The sequence below is a fragment of the Metabacillus rhizosphaerae genome (assembly GCF_037201795.1).
GTDB lineage: Bacteria > Bacillota > Bacilli > Bacillales > Bacillaceae > Metabacillus > Metabacillus rhizosphaerae.
The window spans coordinates 5,292,233-5,311,492 of sequence record NZ_CP147403.1 but is presented as its reverse complement, the minus strand read 5'-3'; the positions used below and the strand labels follow the sequence as shown (position 1 = coordinate 5,311,492).

19 protein-coding genes and 1 pseudogene are annotated in these 19,260 nt (G+C 34.7%); 19 read left to right on the top strand and 1 reads right to left on the bottom strand.

Going from position 1 to position 19,260, the window contains the following annotated elements:
* From WCV66_RS25160 to WCV66_RS25105, 13 genes and pseudogenes are all read left to right on the top strand, one after another.
* Positions 1-264 (top strand): metal-sensitive transcriptional regulator, encoded by a 264-nt coding sequence (locus tag WCV66_RS25160; protein ID WP_066323803.1) that lies wholly within the window; start codon positions 1-3, stop codon positions 262-264.
* A gap of 81 nt (positions 265-345) precedes the next feature.
* Entirely contained in the window at positions 346-573 is a 228-nt protein-coding gene (locus tag WCV66_RS25155) for a sulfurtransferase TusA family protein (protein WP_338787324.1), read from the top strand.
* 50 nt (positions 574-623) lie between these two features.
* Positions 624-1,103: a DsrE/DsrF/DrsH-like family protein gene (locus WCV66_RS25150; protein WP_338787323.1), complete on the top strand. Its 480-nt coding sequence runs from the start codon at positions 624-626 to the stop codon at positions 1,101-1,103.
* A 48-nt stretch (positions 1,104-1,151) separates the two neighbouring features.
* On the top strand, positions 1,152-1,514 hold the full coding sequence (locus tag WCV66_RS25145) for a rhodanese-like domain-containing protein (protein WP_338787322.1): 363 nt from the start codon (positions 1,152-1,154) through the stop codon (positions 1,512-1,514).
* Between the two features lie 16 nt (positions 1,515-1,530).
* Positions 1,531-1,827 (top strand): rhodanese-like domain-containing protein, encoded by a 297-nt coding sequence (locus WCV66_RS25140; protein ID WP_066323817.1) that lies wholly within the window; start codon positions 1,531-1,533, stop codon positions 1,825-1,827.
* 51 nt (positions 1,828-1,878) lie between these two features.
* Positions 1,879-2,454: a sulfurtransferase TusA family protein gene (locus tag WCV66_RS25135; RefSeq protein WP_338787321.1), complete on the top strand. Its 576-nt coding sequence runs from the start codon at positions 1,879-1,881 to the stop codon at positions 2,452-2,454.
* Positions 2,455-2,473: 19 nt separating this feature from the next.
* Positions 2,474-2,548, top strand: a pseudogene (locus WCV66_RS26950) (sulfur reduction protein DsrE); the annotation flags it as partial.
* Positions 2,549-2,596: 48 nt separating this feature from the next.
* Complete coding sequence (locus WCV66_RS25130; RefSeq protein ID WP_338787320.1) at positions 2,597-3,724, top strand: MBL fold metallo-hydrolase; 1,128 nt, start codon at positions 2,597-2,599, stop codon at positions 3,722-3,724.
* Between the two features lie 30 nt (positions 3,725-3,754).
* Positions 3,755-3,982, top strand: coding sequence for a sulfurtransferase TusA family protein (locus tag WCV66_RS25125; protein WP_338787319.1), 228 nt, complete (start codon positions 3,755-3,757; stop codon positions 3,980-3,982).
* 53 nt (positions 3,983-4,035) lie between these two features.
* On the top strand, positions 4,036-4,812 hold the full coding sequence (locus WCV66_RS25120) for a sulfite exporter TauE/SafE family protein (protein WP_338787318.1): 777 nt from the start codon (positions 4,036-4,038) through the stop codon (positions 4,810-4,812).
* A 292-nt stretch (positions 4,813-5,104) separates the two neighbouring features.
* Positions 5,105-5,911: a cupin domain-containing protein gene (locus WCV66_RS25115; RefSeq protein WP_338787317.1), complete on the top strand. Its 807-nt coding sequence runs from the start codon at positions 5,105-5,107 to the stop codon at positions 5,909-5,911.
* A 233-nt stretch (positions 5,912-6,144) separates the two neighbouring features.
* Positions 6,145-7,167, top strand: a complete 1,023-nt coding sequence (locus WCV66_RS25110; protein ID WP_338787316.1) for a DUF3231 family protein — start codon at positions 6,145-6,147, stop codon at positions 7,165-7,167.
* A 49-nt stretch (positions 7,168-7,216) separates the two neighbouring features.
* Positions 7,217-8,239, top strand: a complete 1,023-nt coding sequence (locus WCV66_RS25105) for a DUF3231 family protein (RefSeq protein WP_338787315.1) — start codon at positions 7,217-7,219, stop codon at positions 8,237-8,239.
* A 569-nt stretch (positions 8,240-8,808) separates the two neighbouring features.
* On the opposite strand, the gene WCV66_RS25100 is transcribed toward WCV66_RS25105, so the two are convergent.
* Positions 8,809-10,287, bottom strand: coding sequence for a PLP-dependent aminotransferase family protein (locus WCV66_RS25100; RefSeq protein WP_338787314.1), 1,479 nt, complete (start codon positions 10,285-10,287; stop codon positions 8,809-8,811).
* Positions 10,288-10,394: 107 nt separating this feature from the next.
* Here WCV66_RS25100 and WCV66_RS25095 point away from each other — a divergent pair, with 107 nt between their 5' ends.
* The 6 genes from WCV66_RS25095 to WCV66_RS25070 all read left to right on the top strand — a co-directional run bounded on the left by WCV66_RS25095 (position 10,395) and on the right by WCV66_RS25070 (position 19,257).
* Positions 10,395-11,177: a PhzF family phenazine biosynthesis protein gene (locus tag WCV66_RS25095; RefSeq protein WP_338787313.1), complete on the top strand. Its 783-nt coding sequence runs from the start codon at positions 10,395-10,397 to the stop codon at positions 11,175-11,177.
* A gap of 52 nt (positions 11,178-11,229) precedes the next feature.
* Positions 11,230-11,571 carry a hypothetical protein gene (locus tag WCV66_RS25090; protein ID WP_338787312.1) on the top strand — a complete coding sequence of 114 codons (342 nt, stop codon included), beginning with the start codon at positions 11,230-11,232 and terminating at the stop codon, positions 11,569-11,571.
* 413 nt (positions 11,572-11,984) lie between these two features.
* Complete coding sequence (locus WCV66_RS25085; RefSeq protein WP_338787311.1) at positions 11,985-13,667, top strand: mechanosensitive ion channel; 1,683 nt, start codon at positions 11,985-11,987, stop codon at positions 13,665-13,667.
* A gap of 142 nt (positions 13,668-13,809) precedes the next feature.
* The gene (locus WCV66_RS25080; RefSeq protein ID WP_338787310.1) at positions 13,810-14,949 is read left to right on the top strand and encodes a M20 family metallopeptidase; all 1,140 of its coding nucleotides are present in this window, start codon (positions 13,810-13,812) and stop codon (positions 14,947-14,949) included.
* 282 nt (positions 14,950-15,231) lie between these two features.
* Entirely contained in the window at positions 15,232-16,464 is a 1,233-nt protein-coding gene (locus tag WCV66_RS25075; protein WP_338787309.1) for an ATP-grasp domain-containing protein, read from the top strand.
* A gap of 462 nt (positions 16,465-16,926) precedes the next feature.
* On the top strand, positions 16,927-19,257 hold the full coding sequence (locus WCV66_RS25070; protein ID WP_338787308.1) for a helix-turn-helix domain-containing protein: 2,331 nt from the start codon (positions 16,927-16,929) through the stop codon (positions 19,255-19,257).
* The last annotated feature ends 3 nt before the right edge of the window (positions 19,258-19,260 follow it).

Sequence of the window (19,260 nt, the reverse complement as noted above, 5' to 3'; positions counted from 1 at the left end):
ATGGAGTATAATGATCAAATGAAAAATAGAGTAAAGCGTATTGAGGGACAACTTAGAGGTATTTTAAGAATGATGGAAGAAGGAAAAGATTGTAAGGAAGTCATCACACAGTTGTCTGCAGCAAGAACTGGAATTGATCGAACAATCGGTGTTGTTGTCAGTTCAAATTTAGTAGAATGTGTTCGTAATGCTGAGGAAACTGGAGAACACAGTACAGAAGAATTAGTGAAAGAAGCAGTGAATTTACTTGTTAAGAGTAGATAATCAAAGGGTTGACACCCTCTTTCATTTATACTAATATATACCCGTGGGGGTAGAGGTAATTAAGATTAGGAGGATTAATCAATGAATATTGATAAAGTTTTAGATGCAAAAGGTCTAGCATGTCCAATGCCAATTGTTAAAACAAAAAAAGCAATGAATGAGTTAGAATCGGGTCAAGTATTAGAAATTCATGTAACTGATAAAGGTGCAAAAAATGATTTAACTGCTTGGGCTAAATCAGGTGGTCATGAATATTTAAAACATGAGGAAGAAGATCAAATACTAAAATTCTGGATTAAAAAAGGGTAAAAAATTTAGTGAATTATATACCTATAGGGGTAAATAGAGGAGGAAATACTGTGACAGACAAGAAGAAGACAACGATTGTATTATTCAGTGGTGATTATGATAAGGCAATGGCTGCTTATATAATTGCGAACGGTGCAGCTGCCTATGATCATGAAGTAACGATCTTTCACACATTTTGGGGATTAAATGCGCTGCGTAAAGATGAAAATATTCAAGTGAAGAAAGGTTTTATGGAAAAGATGTTCGGCAAAATGATGCCTAGAGGGGCAGAAAAAATGGGATTGTCAAAAATGAACTTTGCTGGTTTTGGTCCAAAAATGATCAAAGATGTTATGAAGAAGCACAATGCCTTGCCTCTTTCGAATTTAATTGAAATGGCACAAGAACAAGATGTGAAATTAGTAGCATGTACGATGACAATGGATTTACTCGGTCTTCAAGAAGAAGAACTTTTAAATAATATTGAGTATGCAGGTGTTGCTGCATACCTTGCAGATGCAGAAGATGGAAACGTGAATTTATTCATCTAAGTAAGTTAAATAGGGGGATATTCCCTTAAGTATTTAAGGAGGATATATATGGAATACATTAACTATTTAGTTATTGCCCTTTTCATTTTTCTCATTCTGAACCGAATCATTCCAGTTAAAGGTATAAGACATATCTCAACAGTTGAATTGAAAAATGAACTAAAAGATAAGAATAAGCAATTTATAGATGTCAGAACGCCTAGTGAATTTAAAGGGAATCGTATTAAAGAATTTAAAAATATTCCACTTCATGAACTCGGCCAGAAAGCTGAGAAGGCATTATCAAAAGACAAAGAAGTCGTTGTGATTTGTCAAAGTGGCATGAGAAGTCAAAAGGCTAGTAAAATACTGAAAAAATTAGGTTATACAAATGTGACAAATGTAAAGGGCGGTATGAGCGCTTGGAGATAAAAGGAGGCTATTAAAAATGAAACAATTTACGGCAAAAGAAGTAGAAAACATGTTAATTCAAGGTCAAAGTGTAAACATCATTGACGTGAGAGAAGTGGAAGAGGTAGAAGCTGGGAAGATTCCTGGTGCCTTTCACATTCCATTAGGATTATTAGAATTTCGAATGAATGAACTAAATAAATCAAAAGAATATATCATGGTTTGTCGTTCTGGTGCAAGAAGTGGTCGTGCTTACCAATTTCTTGAAAGCCATGGGTACAATGTAATTAATATGACTGGTGGAATGCTTGACTGGGAAGGCGAAACAAACTAATTTTTTTTAAAAATAATTATACCCCAATGGGTAATTAGGAGGATCTTTATAATGAACTCATTAAAAACAGATTTATTAGTAGATGCAAAAGGGATAGCGTGCCCAATGCCAATTATCAGAACAAAGAAAGCGATGAATGAAATCGAAGCAGGGCAGGTTTTAGAGGTTCAAGCAACAGATAAAGGTTCAAAGGCTGATATTCAAGCTTGGGCAAAAAGCTCTGGTCATCAATATTTAGGTACACTTGAAGAAGATGACGTTCTTAAGCATTACCTACGTAAATCTTCAAATGAAGAAACTGTTGAAAGAAAACATCCATATGTAACAAGTAACGAGGAACTTGAGAAAAAATTAGAAGCTAGAGCAAACATTGTTGTGTTAGATGTAAGGGAATCTGCCGAATATGCATTTAACCATATTCCAAACGCGATTTCGATTCCGTTAGGCGAATTGGATGAGCGTGTAAGTGAATTGGATAAAGATGATGAAATTTATGTAGTGTGTCGAACTGGAAGTCGTAGTGATCTCGCGTCTCAAAAATTAACTGAAAAGGGTTTTGCTAAAGTAAATAATGTTGTACCTGGTATGATTGCTTGGTCAGGCATAACGTCCACATTAAATAAGTAAGGAAGAAATCTATATTATTGAAGGAATAGAAGTTGGCGGAGCTGTAACATTTTTAGAATTTGCAAGTGATGCGGAAGTAACACTTACTTTCTAAATAGCAATTATTTTTTTAAACTTAAATATACCATAGGGGGTAATTAAGATGGCTGTTAAAGCTATGACTTCAAAAGAAGTAACAAGAAAGGTATTTAATAAAGAAGCATTATTTATTCTTGATGTTCGTAATGAAGGAGATTTTCAAGACTGGAAGATAGAAGGAGAAAATTTTGATTATCTAAATATCCCATATTTTGAATTGCTAGATGGTGTTGAAGAAATTTTAGAAAAGATTCCATCTGATAAAGAAGTATTAGTTGTGTGTGCGAAAGAAGGCTCTTCTGTCATGGTAGCTGAAATGCTTTCTGAACAAGGTTTAGATGTTTCTTACTTAGAAGGCGGAATGAAGACATGGAGTGAACACTTAGAGCCTGTGAAAATTGGCGATTTTAAAGAAGGCGGGGAAATTTATCAGTTTGTACGTATTGGTAAGGGCTGTTTATCATACATGGTGGTTTCAAATGGAGAAGCGGCAATTATTGATTCAACTAGAATGACTTCAACTTATCTGAACTTTGCACAAGAAATTGGCGCAACTATTACTCACGTATTTGATACTCATCTTCATGCTGATCATATTTCAGGAGGTAGAGTTATTGCTGAGAACACTGGTGCAACATATTGGTTACCACCAAAGGATGCAACAGAGGTAACATTCGATTATAGCCCACTAGAAGGTGGCAATACAGTAACGATTGGAAACACTGTTATTGATATTCATGCTTTATATTCACCAGGTCATACAATTGGCTCAACATCATTTGTTGTTGATTCATCATACTTGTTATCAGGAGATATTCTCTTTATAGATTCAATAGGAAGACCAGATCTAGCAGGGATGGCTGAAGATTGGGTTGCAGATTTAAGAGAGAGTTTATATAAACGCTATAGAGAACTGTCAGAGGACTTAATAGTTTTACCTGCTCATTTTATGATCATTGATGAGTTGAATGAAGATGGAAGTGTAGCAGAAAAATTAGGTACTTTATTTGCGGAAAATCATGGTTTAAACATTGTAGATGAAAATGAATTTAGAAAACTTGTTACAGAAAATTTACCACCGCAACCAAATGCATATCAAGAAATTCGTGAAACAAATATGGGGAAAATCACTCCAGATGAAGAAAAGCAACGAGAAATGGAAATTGGACCTAACCGTTGTGCGGTTCGCTAACAATATATAAATTTTTAGGAGGTAATTGAGATGGAAGCAACAAAAGTATTAGATGCAAAAGGATTAGCATGCCCAATGCCAATCGTAAAAACAAAAAAAGCAATAAATGATTTAGCATCAGGTGAGATTCTTGAAATCCATGCAACAGATAAAGGAGCAAAAAATGATCTAGCTGCTTGGGCAAAATCAGGTGGTCATGAAGTAATGAAACACGAAGAAGATCGTGATGTACTTAAGTTTTGGATAAAACAGGGCTGAAAAATAAAGGGAGCCGAGTGCAGGTTCCCTTTTCTAAATAGGAGGTAATAAACATGGAATTAGGGTTTATTATAACAATCTTTTTAATTGGATTTATAGGTTCATATATTTCAGGAATGCTAGGAATTGGCGGTTCTATTATCAAATATCCAATGCTATTGTATATTCCACCTCTATTTGGTATAGCGGCATTTAGTGCACACGAAGTTTCTGGAATAAGTGCCGTCCAGGTGTTCTTTGCGACAATCGGTGGTGTTTGGGCATATCGAAAGGGTGGATATTTAAATAAAACATTGATTGGGTATATGGGAATTAGCATTCTAATAGGTAGTTTTATTGGAGGATATGGTTCAAAACTAATGTCTGATGGTGGCATTAATCTAATCTATGGAATTTTAGCTTTAATTGCAGCAGTGATGATGTTTATTCCTAAAAAGGGAATTGACGACATTCCACTGGATCAAGTGAAATTTAACAAATGGCTTGCAGCTATACTAGCTTTAATCGTTGGTGTAGGTGCAGGGATTGTCGGTGCAGCAGGAGCATTTTTACTAGTACCAATCATGTTAGTTGTACTAAAAATTCCAACTCGTATGACGATCGCTTCATCCCTAGCTATCACTTTTATTTCTTCAATTGGTGCAACTGTTGGAAAAGTAACAACGGGGCAAGTTGATTACGGTCCAGCAGCTATTATGGTTATTGCAAGTTTAATTGCATCACCATTGGGAGCTATGGCAGGGAAAAAGGTGAATACAAAGATTCTGCAAGTTATTTTAGCCTTATTAATTTTTGGAACAGCTATAAAAATTTGGCTTGATATCATTTGAAAAATATAACTCAAGTGTTCCAGATTTTAGAAGGGATTGAGTTCCTTAATTTTATAGGATTAATAAATTAGGATACGGTTCAAGTATATTGAACCGTATTTTTATGGCTGGGCGTTGGCCTTATAGTGTAATATCTAATAAAAAATAATTTGAAATTTTGCTAACGGTGTAATAATTAAAAGGGTTGTAATAAAGCTCCTTTTTTATTGAAATCAGTTAAGTACACTCCTCTCCTACATTACATAGGATAATTAGAAATTTATAATTAATTAATTTGAAGGGATTGAGGAAAATGTACTGTGCACCTTATATGTATCAATATCCTTATTATGTGAATGTACCAATGTATACTTACAGAAATTCTACAGATTATTGGACTGATCATAATGAGGGATTTGGTTCGTATCGGTCATCTTATGGTCATAATAGGATTATGTTAAAAGATTATGGAGCAAACCCATTTGTTATTAATATCAATGAAGCCACTAAGCAAAACAATACGTATCGAACAGCAATATGGACAGGTAATCATTTGCAAGTTACATTAATGAGTCTCAATATGGGTGAAGATATAGGTTTAGAAATGCACCCTAACGTTGATCAATTCTTAAGAGTTGAACAAGGTCAGGGAATTGTACAAATGGGCAAAGATAGAGATAATTTAAGTTTTCAAAGGAGAATTTTTGATGACTCTGCTATTATGATCCCGGCTGGAATGTGGCACAATGTAAAAAATACAGGAAATGTCCCTTTAAAACTATACTCGATATATGCCCCACCAAATCATCCATTTGGTACTGTTCATAGAACTAAAGCAGATGCAATGGCTGCAGAAGAAGGCTATGGTAACGAAAATGGAAATACAGTAGTTTTTGGAAGGACTCCAGATGACTGGTTAAGATATACGGAATTTTTGGTAAAAGAAGGCTTGGAAGACGTTAAAAGAGGAATTAATATGACACACATTCTTCAAGAATTTATTCTAATGGGAGTTCTTGTTGGGAAAGGATATTCTCCTGAAAAAGCATATGAAACCGTAGAAGAATGGGAGCGCACAGGAGAATCTAAAATTTTACAGAAGAGCAAAAAAAATATGTAGAAACATTCATATTTCAACAATTGGTGCTTTTGTTTAATAAAATGAATCTGGATATACATGAAAAAGAAAAGCGACTACCATTATTGGTTGTCGCTTTATTTGTTTAGACCTTGTTCTTTAATTTTTGCATAAATTGTTGATCGAGGAATACCTGTCATATGTATATTGAAAAAATCTGAATGTGATTTTAAATGGGGGAACATACTAAGCAAAAAAGAATGAAGGAAGATACCATGAAAACTATTAAACCAATTAAAGTTGGTTCAAATAAAACAAACACTACAGAAAAACTAACTTCAGCAGAAATGGGTAAACTTTGGGCTACATATATGGGGAACAGCATGGGGAAATGCATTTTAAGCTATTATCTTCAACACGTTGAGGATGAGGATATTAAAACTTTATTAGAAAATGCATTAAAATTAAGTGTAGATTTTATGGAAACAATTGAAGCAATTTTTATTAAAGAAAATTTCCCTATTCCAAAAGGGTTTACTAAAGAGGACGTAAATTTAGGTGCTCCAAGGTTATTTGAAGATGAATTTTATGTTCATTACTTGAAGTATGTTACAAAAGCAGGAATGAGTATTTATAATGTAGCCATACCTCTTGTTTATAGAAAGGATGTAAAAGAATTTTTTAGATATTGTATGGATTCTTCAATGGATTTAATGGACCAAAGCAAAGAAATATTAATGAATAAAGGGCTTATCAGCAAGCCACCATTTATTCCAGTTCCAGAAAATGTGGAATTTGTTCATGAGGATTTCTTAAACGGCTACTTTGGACATGTACGACCGCTACACGCTTTAGAAATTACCCACCTTTACGATAATATTGAGAATAATGTAACGAGTAAAGCACTAATTATGGCGTTTGCACAAGTCGCAAAGGATGAAAAGATTAGGGAATTGTTTGAAAGAGGTAGAGACAGGACATCTACAAATATTGAACGTTATATGCAAATGCTACATAAAGAAAATTTGCCTTCACCATCTTTTCTGGACGATTTAGTTACAACATCTACTTTTTCTCCTTTTTCTGATAAGTTAATGTTATTTCATAAGATCGATATGTTTTCAATAAAAATAAGGGCATTTGGAAATTCTACAGCTGTAAATGGAAGGCATGACATAGCGCTAATGTATACTAAATCATTAATGAAAATTCTAACTTTTGTTCAAGATGCAACAAAAATCATGATTGAGAAAGGCTGGTTTGAACAAGCACCAGAAGCAGCGGATAGAGAAAACTAGTATCTGATTAAATGCTGAATATATCATGAAAATTTGGAGGTGAAGCAATGTGACTGAACATCACATTCAACTTACTTCAGCTGAAATAGCTTCTATCTGGGCTGGCTATATGAATGATAGTATGTCCAAATGTGTTTTAGGCTACTTTTTAAAAACTGTAGAAGATGTAGAAATAAAAGCGGTCGTTCAATATGCTTTTGACCTTTCATCTACACATATAGAAAAATTAACAACCATATTCCAAGAAGAACAAATTCCAACACCGACAGGGTTTACTAATAGTGATGTGAATTTAAATGCTCCCAGTCTCTTTACGGATCCATTTATGCTAGTCTATATAAATCATATGGCTAAGCTTGGTTTACTCGGATACAGTGGATTTGTTGCTATGAGTGCTAGAGATGATATGCGTGCCTATTTTAGAGAAGGTCTTTTGGAAACATCGGAATTGTTTGAGCGCAGCTCAAAAGTTCTTCTTTCTAAAGGATTATTTATTAGAGCGCCATATATTGCTTATCCAACAAACACAGATTATGTAGACAGTAAAAAATATTTAAGTGGTTTTTCTCTATTTAGCAAACAAAGACCATTAAATGCAGTTGAAATATCCCACTTGTTTATGAATATTCAAACAAATATTATGGGAAGTAAACTTGCACAAAGTTTTGCTCAAATATCACCAAGAGAAAATATTCAAAAATGGATGTTAAGGGGAAGAGACATTTCAAAAAAACACGTTCAAGTGTTTTCGAAAATACTTCTAAATAACAATATACAGCCGCCTGTATCGTCGGATATTGCTATTACTGATTCAACCACACCACCATTTTCCGATAAGTTGACACTTTATCATATGGGGTTCATGAGTACAGCCGGAACAGGTAATTATGCAACAGCAGCTGCTGCAAGTCAAAGAAGTGATCTTATTTTTAATTATGAACGCTTATCCCTTGAGGTTGCACAATATGCCAAAGATGGAGCTGACATTATGATTAGTAATGAATGGTTAGAACAACCACCTGGAACGCTTGATAAAGATCAACTTACAAATAAAAAGGAATTAAAGAATTAATTCTTTTTTCATAACAAGTAGATACTTACGGTAGCTTTTAGAAACTAATAAAGAATTATAAATGAGTAAACCGAAAGATATGATCACAAATAGGTCAGAATACAGAACTTTTTTTCTAGCAAGAATTATGTTAAAGCTTAAATTCATATTTGCATAAATTGTGATTGTGGAACGCAGTTATTTTAACTATATCCTTCACACTCAAACCTTTCTATTCTTTCCGCATTAAAGCCTTCTTAACGTCTTTCTCTGCCATTCCCTATATGCCCCGTATCTCTTATCATAATGATAAGTGTTATTTTATTAACACGTCTTGAGGGATAGTTGACTACGTGTTAAGGTTCAAAATACTGATTCTATGCAAATACATCATATTTTAAAGAAAATAAAGGACATGAATTCAATTTTTAACACAGTCCAAATATGATTTGAATCAGACTCTATTTTTCACAGATGGGCCAGTTTATTAAATAAACACAGCAATACACTTGATGAGAAATACTGAACCCCATTTAATAGAAAATGGGGTTTTATTTTTTAGCTCCATATCAAATAATATTGAACTTTAATCAAAAATGTGGTGAGCTATCCTGATTTATTTTTAACGCAATTGCGGATTGAAGGAGGTTACAAATTGTTGTCACGCCTTGTGTTAATTGTTGTTCATTCATATAAGAAAAGCTTAATCGTAAATGATGATTTTCTTGCTCTGTAGGGTAACAAGCTGACCCAGGTAAAAAAGTGATTTGTTCTTTTTTAGCTTCTATTAAGAGGTGATCAGTGTTAATCCAAGAAGGAAGAGTGAGCCAAACATTTAATCCCCCCTTTGGAATAAACCAAGATACCTCTTCAGGTGATTGTTGTGACAGAATCTCTAGAACAAGATCGCGCCTTATCTTTAGAGCTGTTCTTAATTTTTTTAGATGATCCATCATTCTTTTTGAAGTAATAAATGGAATGATGGCTTTTTGTGTAAGTAAAGGACTGCCTAAGTCGGTGTTAGCCTTTGCAGCTAATAGACGTTTGAATATAGAACCAGAAGCAGCTAATATACCAATTCTACAACCTGGCGCTAAAATTTTGCTTAAACCTTTCAAGTAAATGACATGACCGTCTTGGTCCAGACTTTTCATTGACGCGGGAGGTTTTTTTTCAAAATAAATTTCACTACATGGATCATCCTCAATTACTAAACACTGGATACTTCTAGCTAATTCGAGAATTTGTCTGCGGCGTTTTAAGGACATTACAGTACCTGTTGGATTGTGAAACGTAGGGACAGTATAAATTATTTTTGGTTTATATTTATCACACAAATTCTGAAGCAATTCTATTCGCATCCCATCACTGTCAACAGGTACGGTAAGGATTGTTGCACCTCTCCCGCGAAACACATCAATAGCCCCTGGATAAGTCGGAGCTTCCATGACTACCACATCACCTGGTCCAACGAATGTACGAGCAACTAAGTCTATTCCTTGTTGTGAACCACTTGTAACTAAAATATTATCAGGGGAAGTTGGCACGTCCATCCTTTGTAAATACTCAACCATTGCCTGTCTAAGCGCTTTATCGCCTTGGATCTCTCCATACTGTGAGAGAACTTTTGGGTCTTCAGAAAACATCCTATGAATCTCTTGCACTAAATATCGATTGGGTAGAAGTCCAGGATCAATCATATTAGATGAAAGATGAATCTTTTCAGGGACTTGATGAAAACGAGCAAATTGAGACCTAGGTAAATAATCTTGAACGGAAAGCTGCCAATCGTATAAAAGTGTTCCTTCTTTTTTTTCTGCCTCTTCGATTTTTGTCTTTCTTATAAACGTTCCTTTTCCTTGAATAGATGTAATAAAACCATCATGTTCTAGTTTTTGATAGGCCTTTACTACAGTAACTAAACTTACTCCAAGCTGTTTTGAGAGCTCGCGTACAGAAGGTAATTGTAAATCTTCTTCTAAGAGATCTGAACGGATATGATCGAGAATGGAATGATATATTTGCTTCGATAATGAAATGTCAGCATTACGTTGAATTTCAATGTGCATGGGTTAATCTCCTTTAAGTGTTATACATAGGTGTTGAGTGTTATACACAAACGGATGTAAACTATCAGTAAATTATTAAACACATTATAACACTGGAGGAAAATGAGATGAAATATTTTGTAGTCGATGCTTTTGCAGAAAAGGTTTTTGAAGGGAATCCAGCAGGAGTATGTATCATGAATGATTGGATTTCAGATGAACTCATGCAAAAAATAGCGATTGAAAATAACCTATCGGAAACAGCTTTTGCAGTAAATGAAGGAGCACATTATGGACTGAGATGGTTTACACCTGGAGGAGAAATTAACCTTTGTGGGCACGCCACGTTAGCAACGGCATTTATCATTCTAAATTATTATGAAAAGCAATTGGAAACCGTCAAGTTTAATACAATTAGTGGAGAGTTAACTGTAACTAAACAAGATGACTTGTATGAACTGGATTTCCCTTCTGTTCCTTCAGAAGAAATTTCTGTTACTGATGAAATGATTAGTTCTTTAGGGATCGTGCCAAAAGAGACATACTTAAATAGAGATCTTGTTTTTGTACTAGATTCCGAGGAAGATGTGAAAAACGTAAGTCCTGACTTTGCCCAATTAGAAAGATTACCAGAAGGATTGGGTGTTTGTGTGACAGCCAGAGGCAGTGAATTCGATTTTGTTTCAAGGGCGTTTTTCCCTAAGTTAAAAGTAAACGAAGATCCAGTAACAGGTTCCTTGCATTGTAGCCTAATTCCTTTTTGGGCAAAAAGATTAGAAAAACAGAAATTAGTTGCAAGACAACTATCTAGCAGAGGCGGAACTCTTTATTGTAAACATGAAGATACACGAGTCAAGATGGCTGGAAGTGCAGTTCTATATTCAGTAGCTGAATTAAATATTAAGATTTAATTCGAAAGTTTTAATAATTTTTTTTATATATTCATGATAGTGGGGTGAAGGCTTGAGGCGTTTTCATTATAGTTGGTTTATTTTATTAGTTGCTTTTTTATCCATTCTAATAGCAGGTATTATACGGTCATCATCAGGAGTCTTCATCGTTCCTTTTGAAGCCGAATTTGGCTGGGAGCGCTCAACAATCTCATTTGCTTTTGCGATAAGTCTTTTTCTATACGGAATATCTGGTCCTTTTATGGCTGCTTTAATAGAGGTAACAGGCATAAAGAAAATGATGATTTTAGCAATGACAACATTATTGGTCGGTGTTAAAATCGTTGAAGACATATACTTGGTTTTACAGATTATACCAAAACAATTCTTTTACGATAATTTACTATGGAATTAATTACCTGTAAAAATTGTATAATTCAATCCAATGTAAATGAAACGTTTTAAATCCAAGGTATGGAAGGATTTGAGACGTTTTTATGTTGTGTTTGAACTAATGATCAAACTACCAGAAAGATCGACAGCTTGCTTAGGAATTAGTACAAATTTTTCATCAATTAGGCCATTAAATGGAATATGATTTCCAAATAAAACTGGATATAATGACCATCTTTTTGCACTTACCGATTTATTTTCCAAGTCCTTGAGGTAGATTGTTTTATGCGCTTCAAACCCTATTAAATTTTTTTATAATCTAAATCCTAGTTACTCTAAACAAAAGATATTTGCTGTTTAACTACCCTGTTCTTTGGGAATGTGAACTATGAAACAATTACAACACTTAATCGGAGTTTTTAAAGGAGGCAGTATATGATGGATTACAACGGAGTAAGAGATTCCTGGATGGGTTATTTAGGTAGATTACCAGATTTAGTGCTTGCGCTTCTCGTCCTTTTGATAGGATGGATTGTTGCATCACTTATTGCAAAGGCGATAAAAGCTGCTTTGCATCGTACAGACTTTGATAATAAAATGGCACGGTGGATGAGACCAGATTCTGATAGAGACCGAGGTACATCTAAGTCCTTTAACTATTCATCTGAAAGTATTATTAGTAAGATCGTTTTTTGGATCATAATGGCTGTAGCATTTGTTGTATTTTTAAACATGCTTAGCCTGCCATATGTTGCGCAGCCGATCTCACAAGCACTAGGCGTCATTGTCGCTGGGATACCAAATTTATTAAAAGCGGCCCTTATTGCTGTTGTTGCTTGGTTGATTGCATCAGGATTGTCGTTTTTAGTTAAGAAGGCGGGGGGAAATCAACGTTTTCTAGGCTTTTTATCACGATGGAAGCTAACAGGTGACAGCAATCAAGCTAATCATGCAGTACTCTCTGCGTCTAAAGCAGTCTTTTATTTAACACTGCTTCTTTTCTTGCCGGCTGTCCTTGCAGCTCTAGGAATTGAGGCAATTTCAGAGCCTCTTGAAGGCATGTTGAATGGGTTCTTTGCCTTTATTCCAAATATTATAGGTGCTGCGGTCATTCTATTTATTGGATGGTTAGTAGCGAAGATAGTAAAGGAAATTCTCGTGAACTTCCTGCGAAGTATTGGAACAGATCGTCTAGCAGCTAAATTAGGTGCTGAGAAGGCACTTGATAAAAATTCGATTTCTCAGCTGATTGGGACAATTGTTTATGTATTTATTTTAATCCCGGTTGTCATCTCGGCGCTTGAAACATTAGATATTGATGGTATTTCAGAACCAGCGGTTGGAATGCTTGGCCAAATCATGGACATGATTCCGAACATTATTGTAGCGATTCTGCTTGTTGCCGCAGGTTTATGGGTCGGAAAGTGGATCAAAACAGCAATCACTTCATTGTTAGAGCGAGTTGGGTTTAACAGCATCCTTTCTAAAATGGGATTAGGGTCACTACAAAAGAGCAATCAAACGTTAACCATTTCTGAGCTTGTCGGTTTGGCAGCACAGATTGTAGTCGTTCTGTTATTTACAATCGAAGCCTTACAGCTTGTTAATCTTGAAAGCTTAGTTTCTATCTTAACGGTTGTATTAGCTTATATTCCAATGGTGTTAACAGCTATTCTAATTCTTGGAATTGGATTTTATGCGGGTGATCTTGTCAAACGTGTTGTTAAAAGCATGGTGAGACAAGAAACAGAAGGTAAGTTACTTGGTAATATCGCTAAATATACCATCATTACATTAGCTTTCTTTATGGCCCTTAATCAATTAGGGGTAGCAAGTACAATTGTGAATGCTGCATTCATCTTAATCCTGGGCGGATTCACACTTGCATTTGGTTTAGCCTTCGGATTAGGTGGAAGAGAAGCGGCTGGTAGAACATTAAACAAATTAAGCAATAAAATGGAGCAAACGACCATTCATAGCCCTGATCCAAAAGAATGGAAGGAACGTAGGGAACAACCGAACATAAAAACGAGTGATACAAATTTATTTCAAGATAGAAACCTGAAGGATCTGAACAACCCAACGAATTCTCGTAACAATCCAAGACGAGATAAATAGTTTTTTAGACAAAAAAGGAATAATAGATCGCAAATGCATCTATTATTCCTTTTTTTGTTTAAGAGATTGGACTAGAAAATGTTTATTTCGCAGAATATGACGGGTAATGAATCTACAAACTAGTAAAAGTAAGGAGAGTAAAATGATCGAAACGTATTTGGAATCTAAAAAACATGAAATCATTGAGCTTTTGGAGATTCTCGTGAATACAGACAGCGGAACATACAATAAAGAAGGCGTAGATGCTGTAGGAGAAATTTTAATAGAGAAATTTGAGGAGATAGGAATGGAAGTTAAGGTCCATCCTGAACAAAAGCTAGGTAACCATTTGGAAATAAAAGCTTTAAGTGACAGTGATCCGAAAATTATGATCATTGCACATATGGACACTGTTTTTCCTAAGGGGGAAGCTAAAAAACGTCCGTTTAATGTGATCGGAAATAAAGCCTTTGGTCCTGGTGTTAATGATGAAAAAGCGAGTCATGTTCAGGTATTATACGCATTAAAGGCATTAAAAGAAGCGGGATCTGACGCATACAAAAATGTGCATATTATTTTTAACAGTGACGAAGAAATCGGATCACCTGCCTCAAAGCCGTTGATTAAACAGGTTGCTGAAAACAAACAGTATTCAATAGTAGTAGAATGCTCCCGCCCAAATGGAGGGATTGTGACAGAGAGAAAAGGGGTTGGTCATTTCACGCTTGTTGTGAAGGGGAAGAGTGCTCATGCCGGAGTAGAGCCTGAACGGGGAAGAAGTGCGATTGAGGAAATCTCCTATAAAATTCTTAAGCTTCAAGAGTTGAACGACTATGAGGAAGGAATATCTGTAAACGTAGGATATGTTCATGGCGGAACCTCTACAAATACGATCCCTTCTGCTGCAAAAGCTGAAATTGATGTGCGTTATAAGAATGAACAACAGGCGGCAGAGATTGTCAGGAAGATAACTGAAATCTCTCAGAAGGAGCATGTTTCAGGAACCAGTACCAAATTAAAGGGTGATATTAGTCGACCACCTATGCAGAAAACAAACGAGACAGAGCAGCTAATTAATGTTATTCAAGAAGTAGCTGCGGAAATTGATATATCGATCCGTGAGGTAAGCTCAGGCGGCGGATCTGATGCCTCCTTTACGGCAATTGAAGGTATTCCAACTGTAGACGGAATGGGGCCTATGGGAGAATTTTCTCATAGTGAAAAAGACGAGTATACAGACTTAAAAACGTTCCCTAAATTTACAGCACTACTTGCAAAAACGATTGAAAAATTAAGTGGATAGTTTTCTAAAAAGGGCTGTTTCAAGGATTAATATTTCCTTGGACTAAACAGCTCCTTTTATTTTTTAACAATACTAATTTGCATGTTCAAAGAATGTTAAATCGTAACTAGTTCAAAAGACCACTTATAAAAAATAATAATAAAGTAGGTTTAAGGGTTTTTCTTTTGGTGAATAAAAAGAGAAAAGAAAGATAAGAGAAAGTTAGAATGCTGAAATGAAAGTTTTGAAAGCTAGTTAATAGAAAAACTATTCTACTAAAACAAGAATACAGGAGGGTTTCATATGGGAGAAGCAGCAAAAAAGGTATCATTTAAGCAAGGTCACCAAATGAATTTCCGTCCAGCTTATTCGATTCAAGACATTTACGGAGAAGGTATCATCTATAACCCCAAATTATATGCTGAAGATTATCAGCATTATTCAGGAGATTTATTAAGCTTAACTGCTCTAACAGGGAGAGAACTAAGTGTGGTTGGAAACACACCGGTTGTATGTCATGCTGCATGTGCTACAAAATCGGCATTAAGATTGCTGGAAAAATCAGGGCTTCAATTGCCGCCAGAGCTTTATACGTATCGAAATGAAGAAGAATATATTAATGTGCTTAAGCTTCTATCTAAACAAAATAAAAAGATGATTTTTCAATACCCACATCCTGAAGATAAGGTTTCAGCTGAGCTGTATAGGGTTGACCCTAGAGTGTTAGCCTATCTTTGTGATAAGAGAAATATACCTGAACTTGTTCCTTCTGAACATATACCGAAGCGAAGAATGATGAGCTTGAAGCAAATTTTGGAGGAAAAACCGCAACTGCCAATTGTCTTAAAAACAGGTGATGGTCGTCCGACCTCCGGAGGGTATGGAGTCTTGCTTATAAATGAGGAAAAGCAGCTAGAAGAAATTGATGAAAGCTTTGGTGATTTGTCATCAATTATCGTCGAGGAGCATATTCCTTACGAGCAAAATATTTCGATTCATTATATAGCCAACAAAAAGGGTGAAATTGAGTTTATTGGCAAATCAGAGCAACTCGTCACGGATGATGGCAGCTTCTGCGGTAGCTGGATTACAACTGATTATGACGAAAACATAGCTGATATCATTAAAACCGGCTATAAAGTCATGAAAAATATAGCCGAAAAGGGATACGTCGGTGTAGCCGGCTTTGATGTTCTATTATATAATGGGCATTACTATTTTATTGATTTAAATGTCCGTTTTAATGCATCGACATGCGGGCTCTTGCTATATAACGATATTCATAAAAGATTTGGCAAAAAGTTAGTGCGACTTTGCAATTTTGATTGGAACAACAACTTTGATAGTGCCATTCCAATGGCAGAAAAATTCGTAGATAAGTGTCAGTTTATTCCATTAAGCATATTAGATCCCAGATCTTTTCCAGGTGAGGATCAGGTAACAAAGATGATTGGTCTAGTGATTGGCCATTCTTCAGAAGAGGTCGAGGATGTGCTTGAGGAAATGAACAGAGCTGGTTTTATTTTAAAGGAGTAAAGAGAGTAGAGATAGATAGTAGAAAGCGGGATTGTTGCAAAAAGTTCTGACTCTTTGTGACAGCCCCGTAACATTTCAGTTATTTGCCAGATTTACCTACTCCAAAACACATCGTTGAAAGATTGATAGAAGAGGTGCAAGATGTTAAAAATCTTAAATATCCGCCCGATTAGAAGCCCAAACTTCAGCTCTCGGAACCCCAAGAATTCTCCCCTTTTTCCATCAAATTCCTTTACCATAATAGCATTCCAATATGAATGTTAACTTCATCCCCGTTCCTCCTATTAAACGATATACTTTGCCTTAGCATAAAAAATAGCCATTAATTTTTTTTTTTTTTATATTGAAAAACGTGCTAAAATGGAAGAGGTACAGCTTTTCACTGTATAGACTATGAAATTGATCACTTTATAAACATACAAAAATATGAAAGCGTTATCTTTTTTGAGAGGAGGGAATTCTTTGTACTTAAAAACTAAAACATCAAAAATATTTAGAAGATTCTTACTATCTTATGTTATCATTCTTTTATTTCCACTCATTACCGGTTTTATAACGTACCAAGTGTCAATAGATGTTGCAAAGAAAAGCTCTATCGATACGAGCAAGTTGATTTTAAACAAGAGTAAGGAAATCTTAGAAAGCAGGCTAATGGAAGTTGAAAGATTTACTAGACAGATTGCTTTAGAAGATTTTAATCAACATTTAACGGTAAGAACAGAATCTAATCCGATTGATATTTATAGCTTAAGAGAAACCTCACGTTTTATTTCAACATATGCTCATTCGAACGATTTTTTAGAGGATTTTTATATCTATTTAAAAAATTATGATGTTGTATTAAACGATGGTGCAGTTTTTTTTAGAATTAATCATTTCTATGAAACTTACCATTATAATGATCTCTCCTTTGAACAATGGAAAAAAACAATTTTACAGGGGGATTATCAAGGAGAAATACTCCCACTTCGCTCATATACGAGTGAAAATAAGGAGCTTTCTGTTATTACATATCTTCAATCTCTTCCCTTCAATAGCTATAATCAACCATTGGGTACAGCAGTTTTGACGATTGATCAGAGGAAAATTCATTTACTATTAGAAGGGATATCTAAGCAGTATGGAGGCTGGGCCTTTATTGCTGATAAAGAAGGAAATCCAATTACAATAATGGGTATTAATGAAAGTCAGGCCAAAGAAATTGTCAGCAATTATACAAAAGATACAGATTCAATTAACAAAATAATAGAAGATGATACGATGCTATTATCTATACAGTCTGATCTCAATGGATGGAATTATGTTGCAGGGATACCTAAAGAAGGACTAATGGAAAAAGCGGAGGTTATCAAACAAATAACATTGGTTGTTACACTTAGCACTCTGATAATTGGAATGTTGCTTTGCTTGCTTCTTGCTTACCGCGATAGTACACCAATTCATAACTTAATAGATGTGGTTAGAGAGCAAATTGGTCCGGATGCCTCCAAACATAAAAATGAATATGACTTTTTACATGGCAATATTTCGAAGCTAATATCTAATAATAAGCTCTTAAGGGGAGAAATAACGAATCATAAAGATATATTAAAGGATTCCTTTATAAAGAGTTTATTAAATGGAGAATTTTATTATCAAGAAGGGATTAACGATAGGGCAGATCAATTAAATGTAAACTATAGAGGTGAGTATGGATTTGTATGTATTTTAAAAATAAATGGTTATGGTGATATGGAGAATAAAGAGATTCATAATGAATTGAGTGCATCACGTTTCCTTATTAAACGAACTCTCAAAGAATTAGAAACCTCGACCATTGTGACTGATTTAAATTTAGATAAGATTGTTATTATTTTTACTGTTAATAGTGAAAATAAAGTAACTGCACCTGATGAATTAAAACATCTTCTAAATGAACTCAGTTTATCAGTAGCGAATTCTTATCGTATCTCAATATCATCTTTTGTAGGAAAATCCTTTCAGAATTTTAAGGAAATAAGCCGTTCTTATTACGAAGCAAGACAGGCATTAGATTATACCTTTTCTGAAATGAACGAGATACTTTGGTTTCAAGATATAGCTAGAGAAACAAGTATGTTTTATTATCCAATTGATATTGAGCTTCGACTGATAAATGCAATGAAAATGGGAGAAATATATGATGTAAAACAAATAATGACAGAAATCTTTCAGGAGAATTTTTGTGAAAGAGAATTATCCCCAAAAATTGTGGAGCAATTACTTGAAGAAATAAAATCTACGCTTATTAAGGCATGTTACTCTTCTAATTATCAAAGTTCTGAAAAATCAATAAACTTGGTAAATAAAATTTTACAAGTTCATTTAAATCTTGGAATAGAACATGTTTGGAAAGTATTTGAATCTACGGCTGATGAATTCTGTAGTATGATTAATAAAAGGAAAAAAGAATCAAATGACCAGGCAGTAAAATTAATTATTGAGTTTTTGGAACAAAATTATCATGACCCAGACTTATCTTTATACAGAATCTCAGAAAAGATAGGTCTTCCTGAAAAATTTGTTTCACAGCTTTTTAAAGAGCAATTAGGTGAATATGTTTCAGATTATATTGAAAAAGTTCGCATCAAAAAAGCTTCTGAGTTACTTCTTAAGACCGATATGACAATTGAAGAGATATCGATTGAAGTGGGCTATAATTCTGCCCATTCATTCCGTAGAGCTTTTAAGAGGGTTTTACATGTAACACCAAAAGTATATAGACAAGCAGCTAATCAGCAAAATGGAAATAGTCCAAAAGAAATAAGTAAGTAAGTA

Bases quoted from the DNA above. Each gene is read 5' to 3' on its own strand.
- WCV66_RS25160 (WP_066323803.1), top strand. From the start codon at position 1: ATGGAGTATAATGATCAAATGAAAAATAGAGTAAAGCGTATTGAGGGA.
- WCV66_RS25155 (WP_338787324.1), top strand. From the start codon at position 346: ATGAATATTGATAAAGTTTTAGATGCAAAAGGTCTAGCATGTCCAATG.
- WCV66_RS25145 (WP_338787322.1), top strand. From the start codon at position 1,152: ATGGAATACATTAACTATTTAGTTATTGCCCTTTTCATTTTTCTCATT.
- WCV66_RS25140 (WP_066323817.1), top strand. From the start codon at position 1,531: ATGAAACAATTTACGGCAAAAGAAGTAGAAAACATGTTAATTCAAGGT.
- WCV66_RS25135 (WP_338787321.1), top strand. From the start codon at position 1,879: ATGAACTCATTAAAAACAGATTTATTAGTAGATGCAAAAGGGATAGCG.
- WCV66_RS25130 (WP_338787320.1), top strand. From the start codon at position 2,597: ATGGCTGTTAAAGCTATGACTTCAAAAGAAGTAACAAGAAAGGTATTT.
- WCV66_RS25125 (WP_338787319.1), top strand. From the start codon at position 3,755: ATGGAAGCAACAAAAGTATTAGATGCAAAAGGATTAGCATGCCCAATG.
- WCV66_RS25120 (WP_338787318.1), top strand. From the start codon at position 4,036: ATGGAATTAGGGTTTATTATAACAATCTTTTTAATTGGATTTATAGGT.
- WCV66_RS25115 (WP_338787317.1), top strand. From the start codon at position 5,105: ATGTACTGTGCACCTTATATGTATCAATATCCTTATTATGTGAATGTA.
- WCV66_RS25110 (WP_338787316.1), top strand. From the start codon at position 6,145: ATGAAAACTATTAAACCAATTAAAGTTGGTTCAAATAAAACAAACACT.
- WCV66_RS25100 (WP_338787314.1), bottom strand. From the start codon at position 10,287: ATGCACATTGAAATTCAACGTAATGCTGACATTTCATTATCGAAGCAA.
- WCV66_RS25095 (WP_338787313.1), top strand. From the start codon at position 10,395: ATGAAATATTTTGTAGTCGATGCTTTTGCAGAAAAGGTTTTTGAAGGG.
- WCV66_RS25085 (WP_338787311.1), top strand. From the start codon at position 11,985: ATGATGGATTACAACGGAGTAAGAGATTCCTGGATGGGTTATTTAGGT.
- WCV66_RS25080 (WP_338787310.1), top strand. From the start codon at position 13,810: ATGATCGAAACGTATTTGGAATCTAAAAAACATGAAATCATTGAGCTT.
- WCV66_RS25075 (WP_338787309.1), top strand. From the start codon at position 15,232: ATGGGAGAAGCAGCAAAAAAGGTATCATTTAAGCAAGGTCACCAAATG.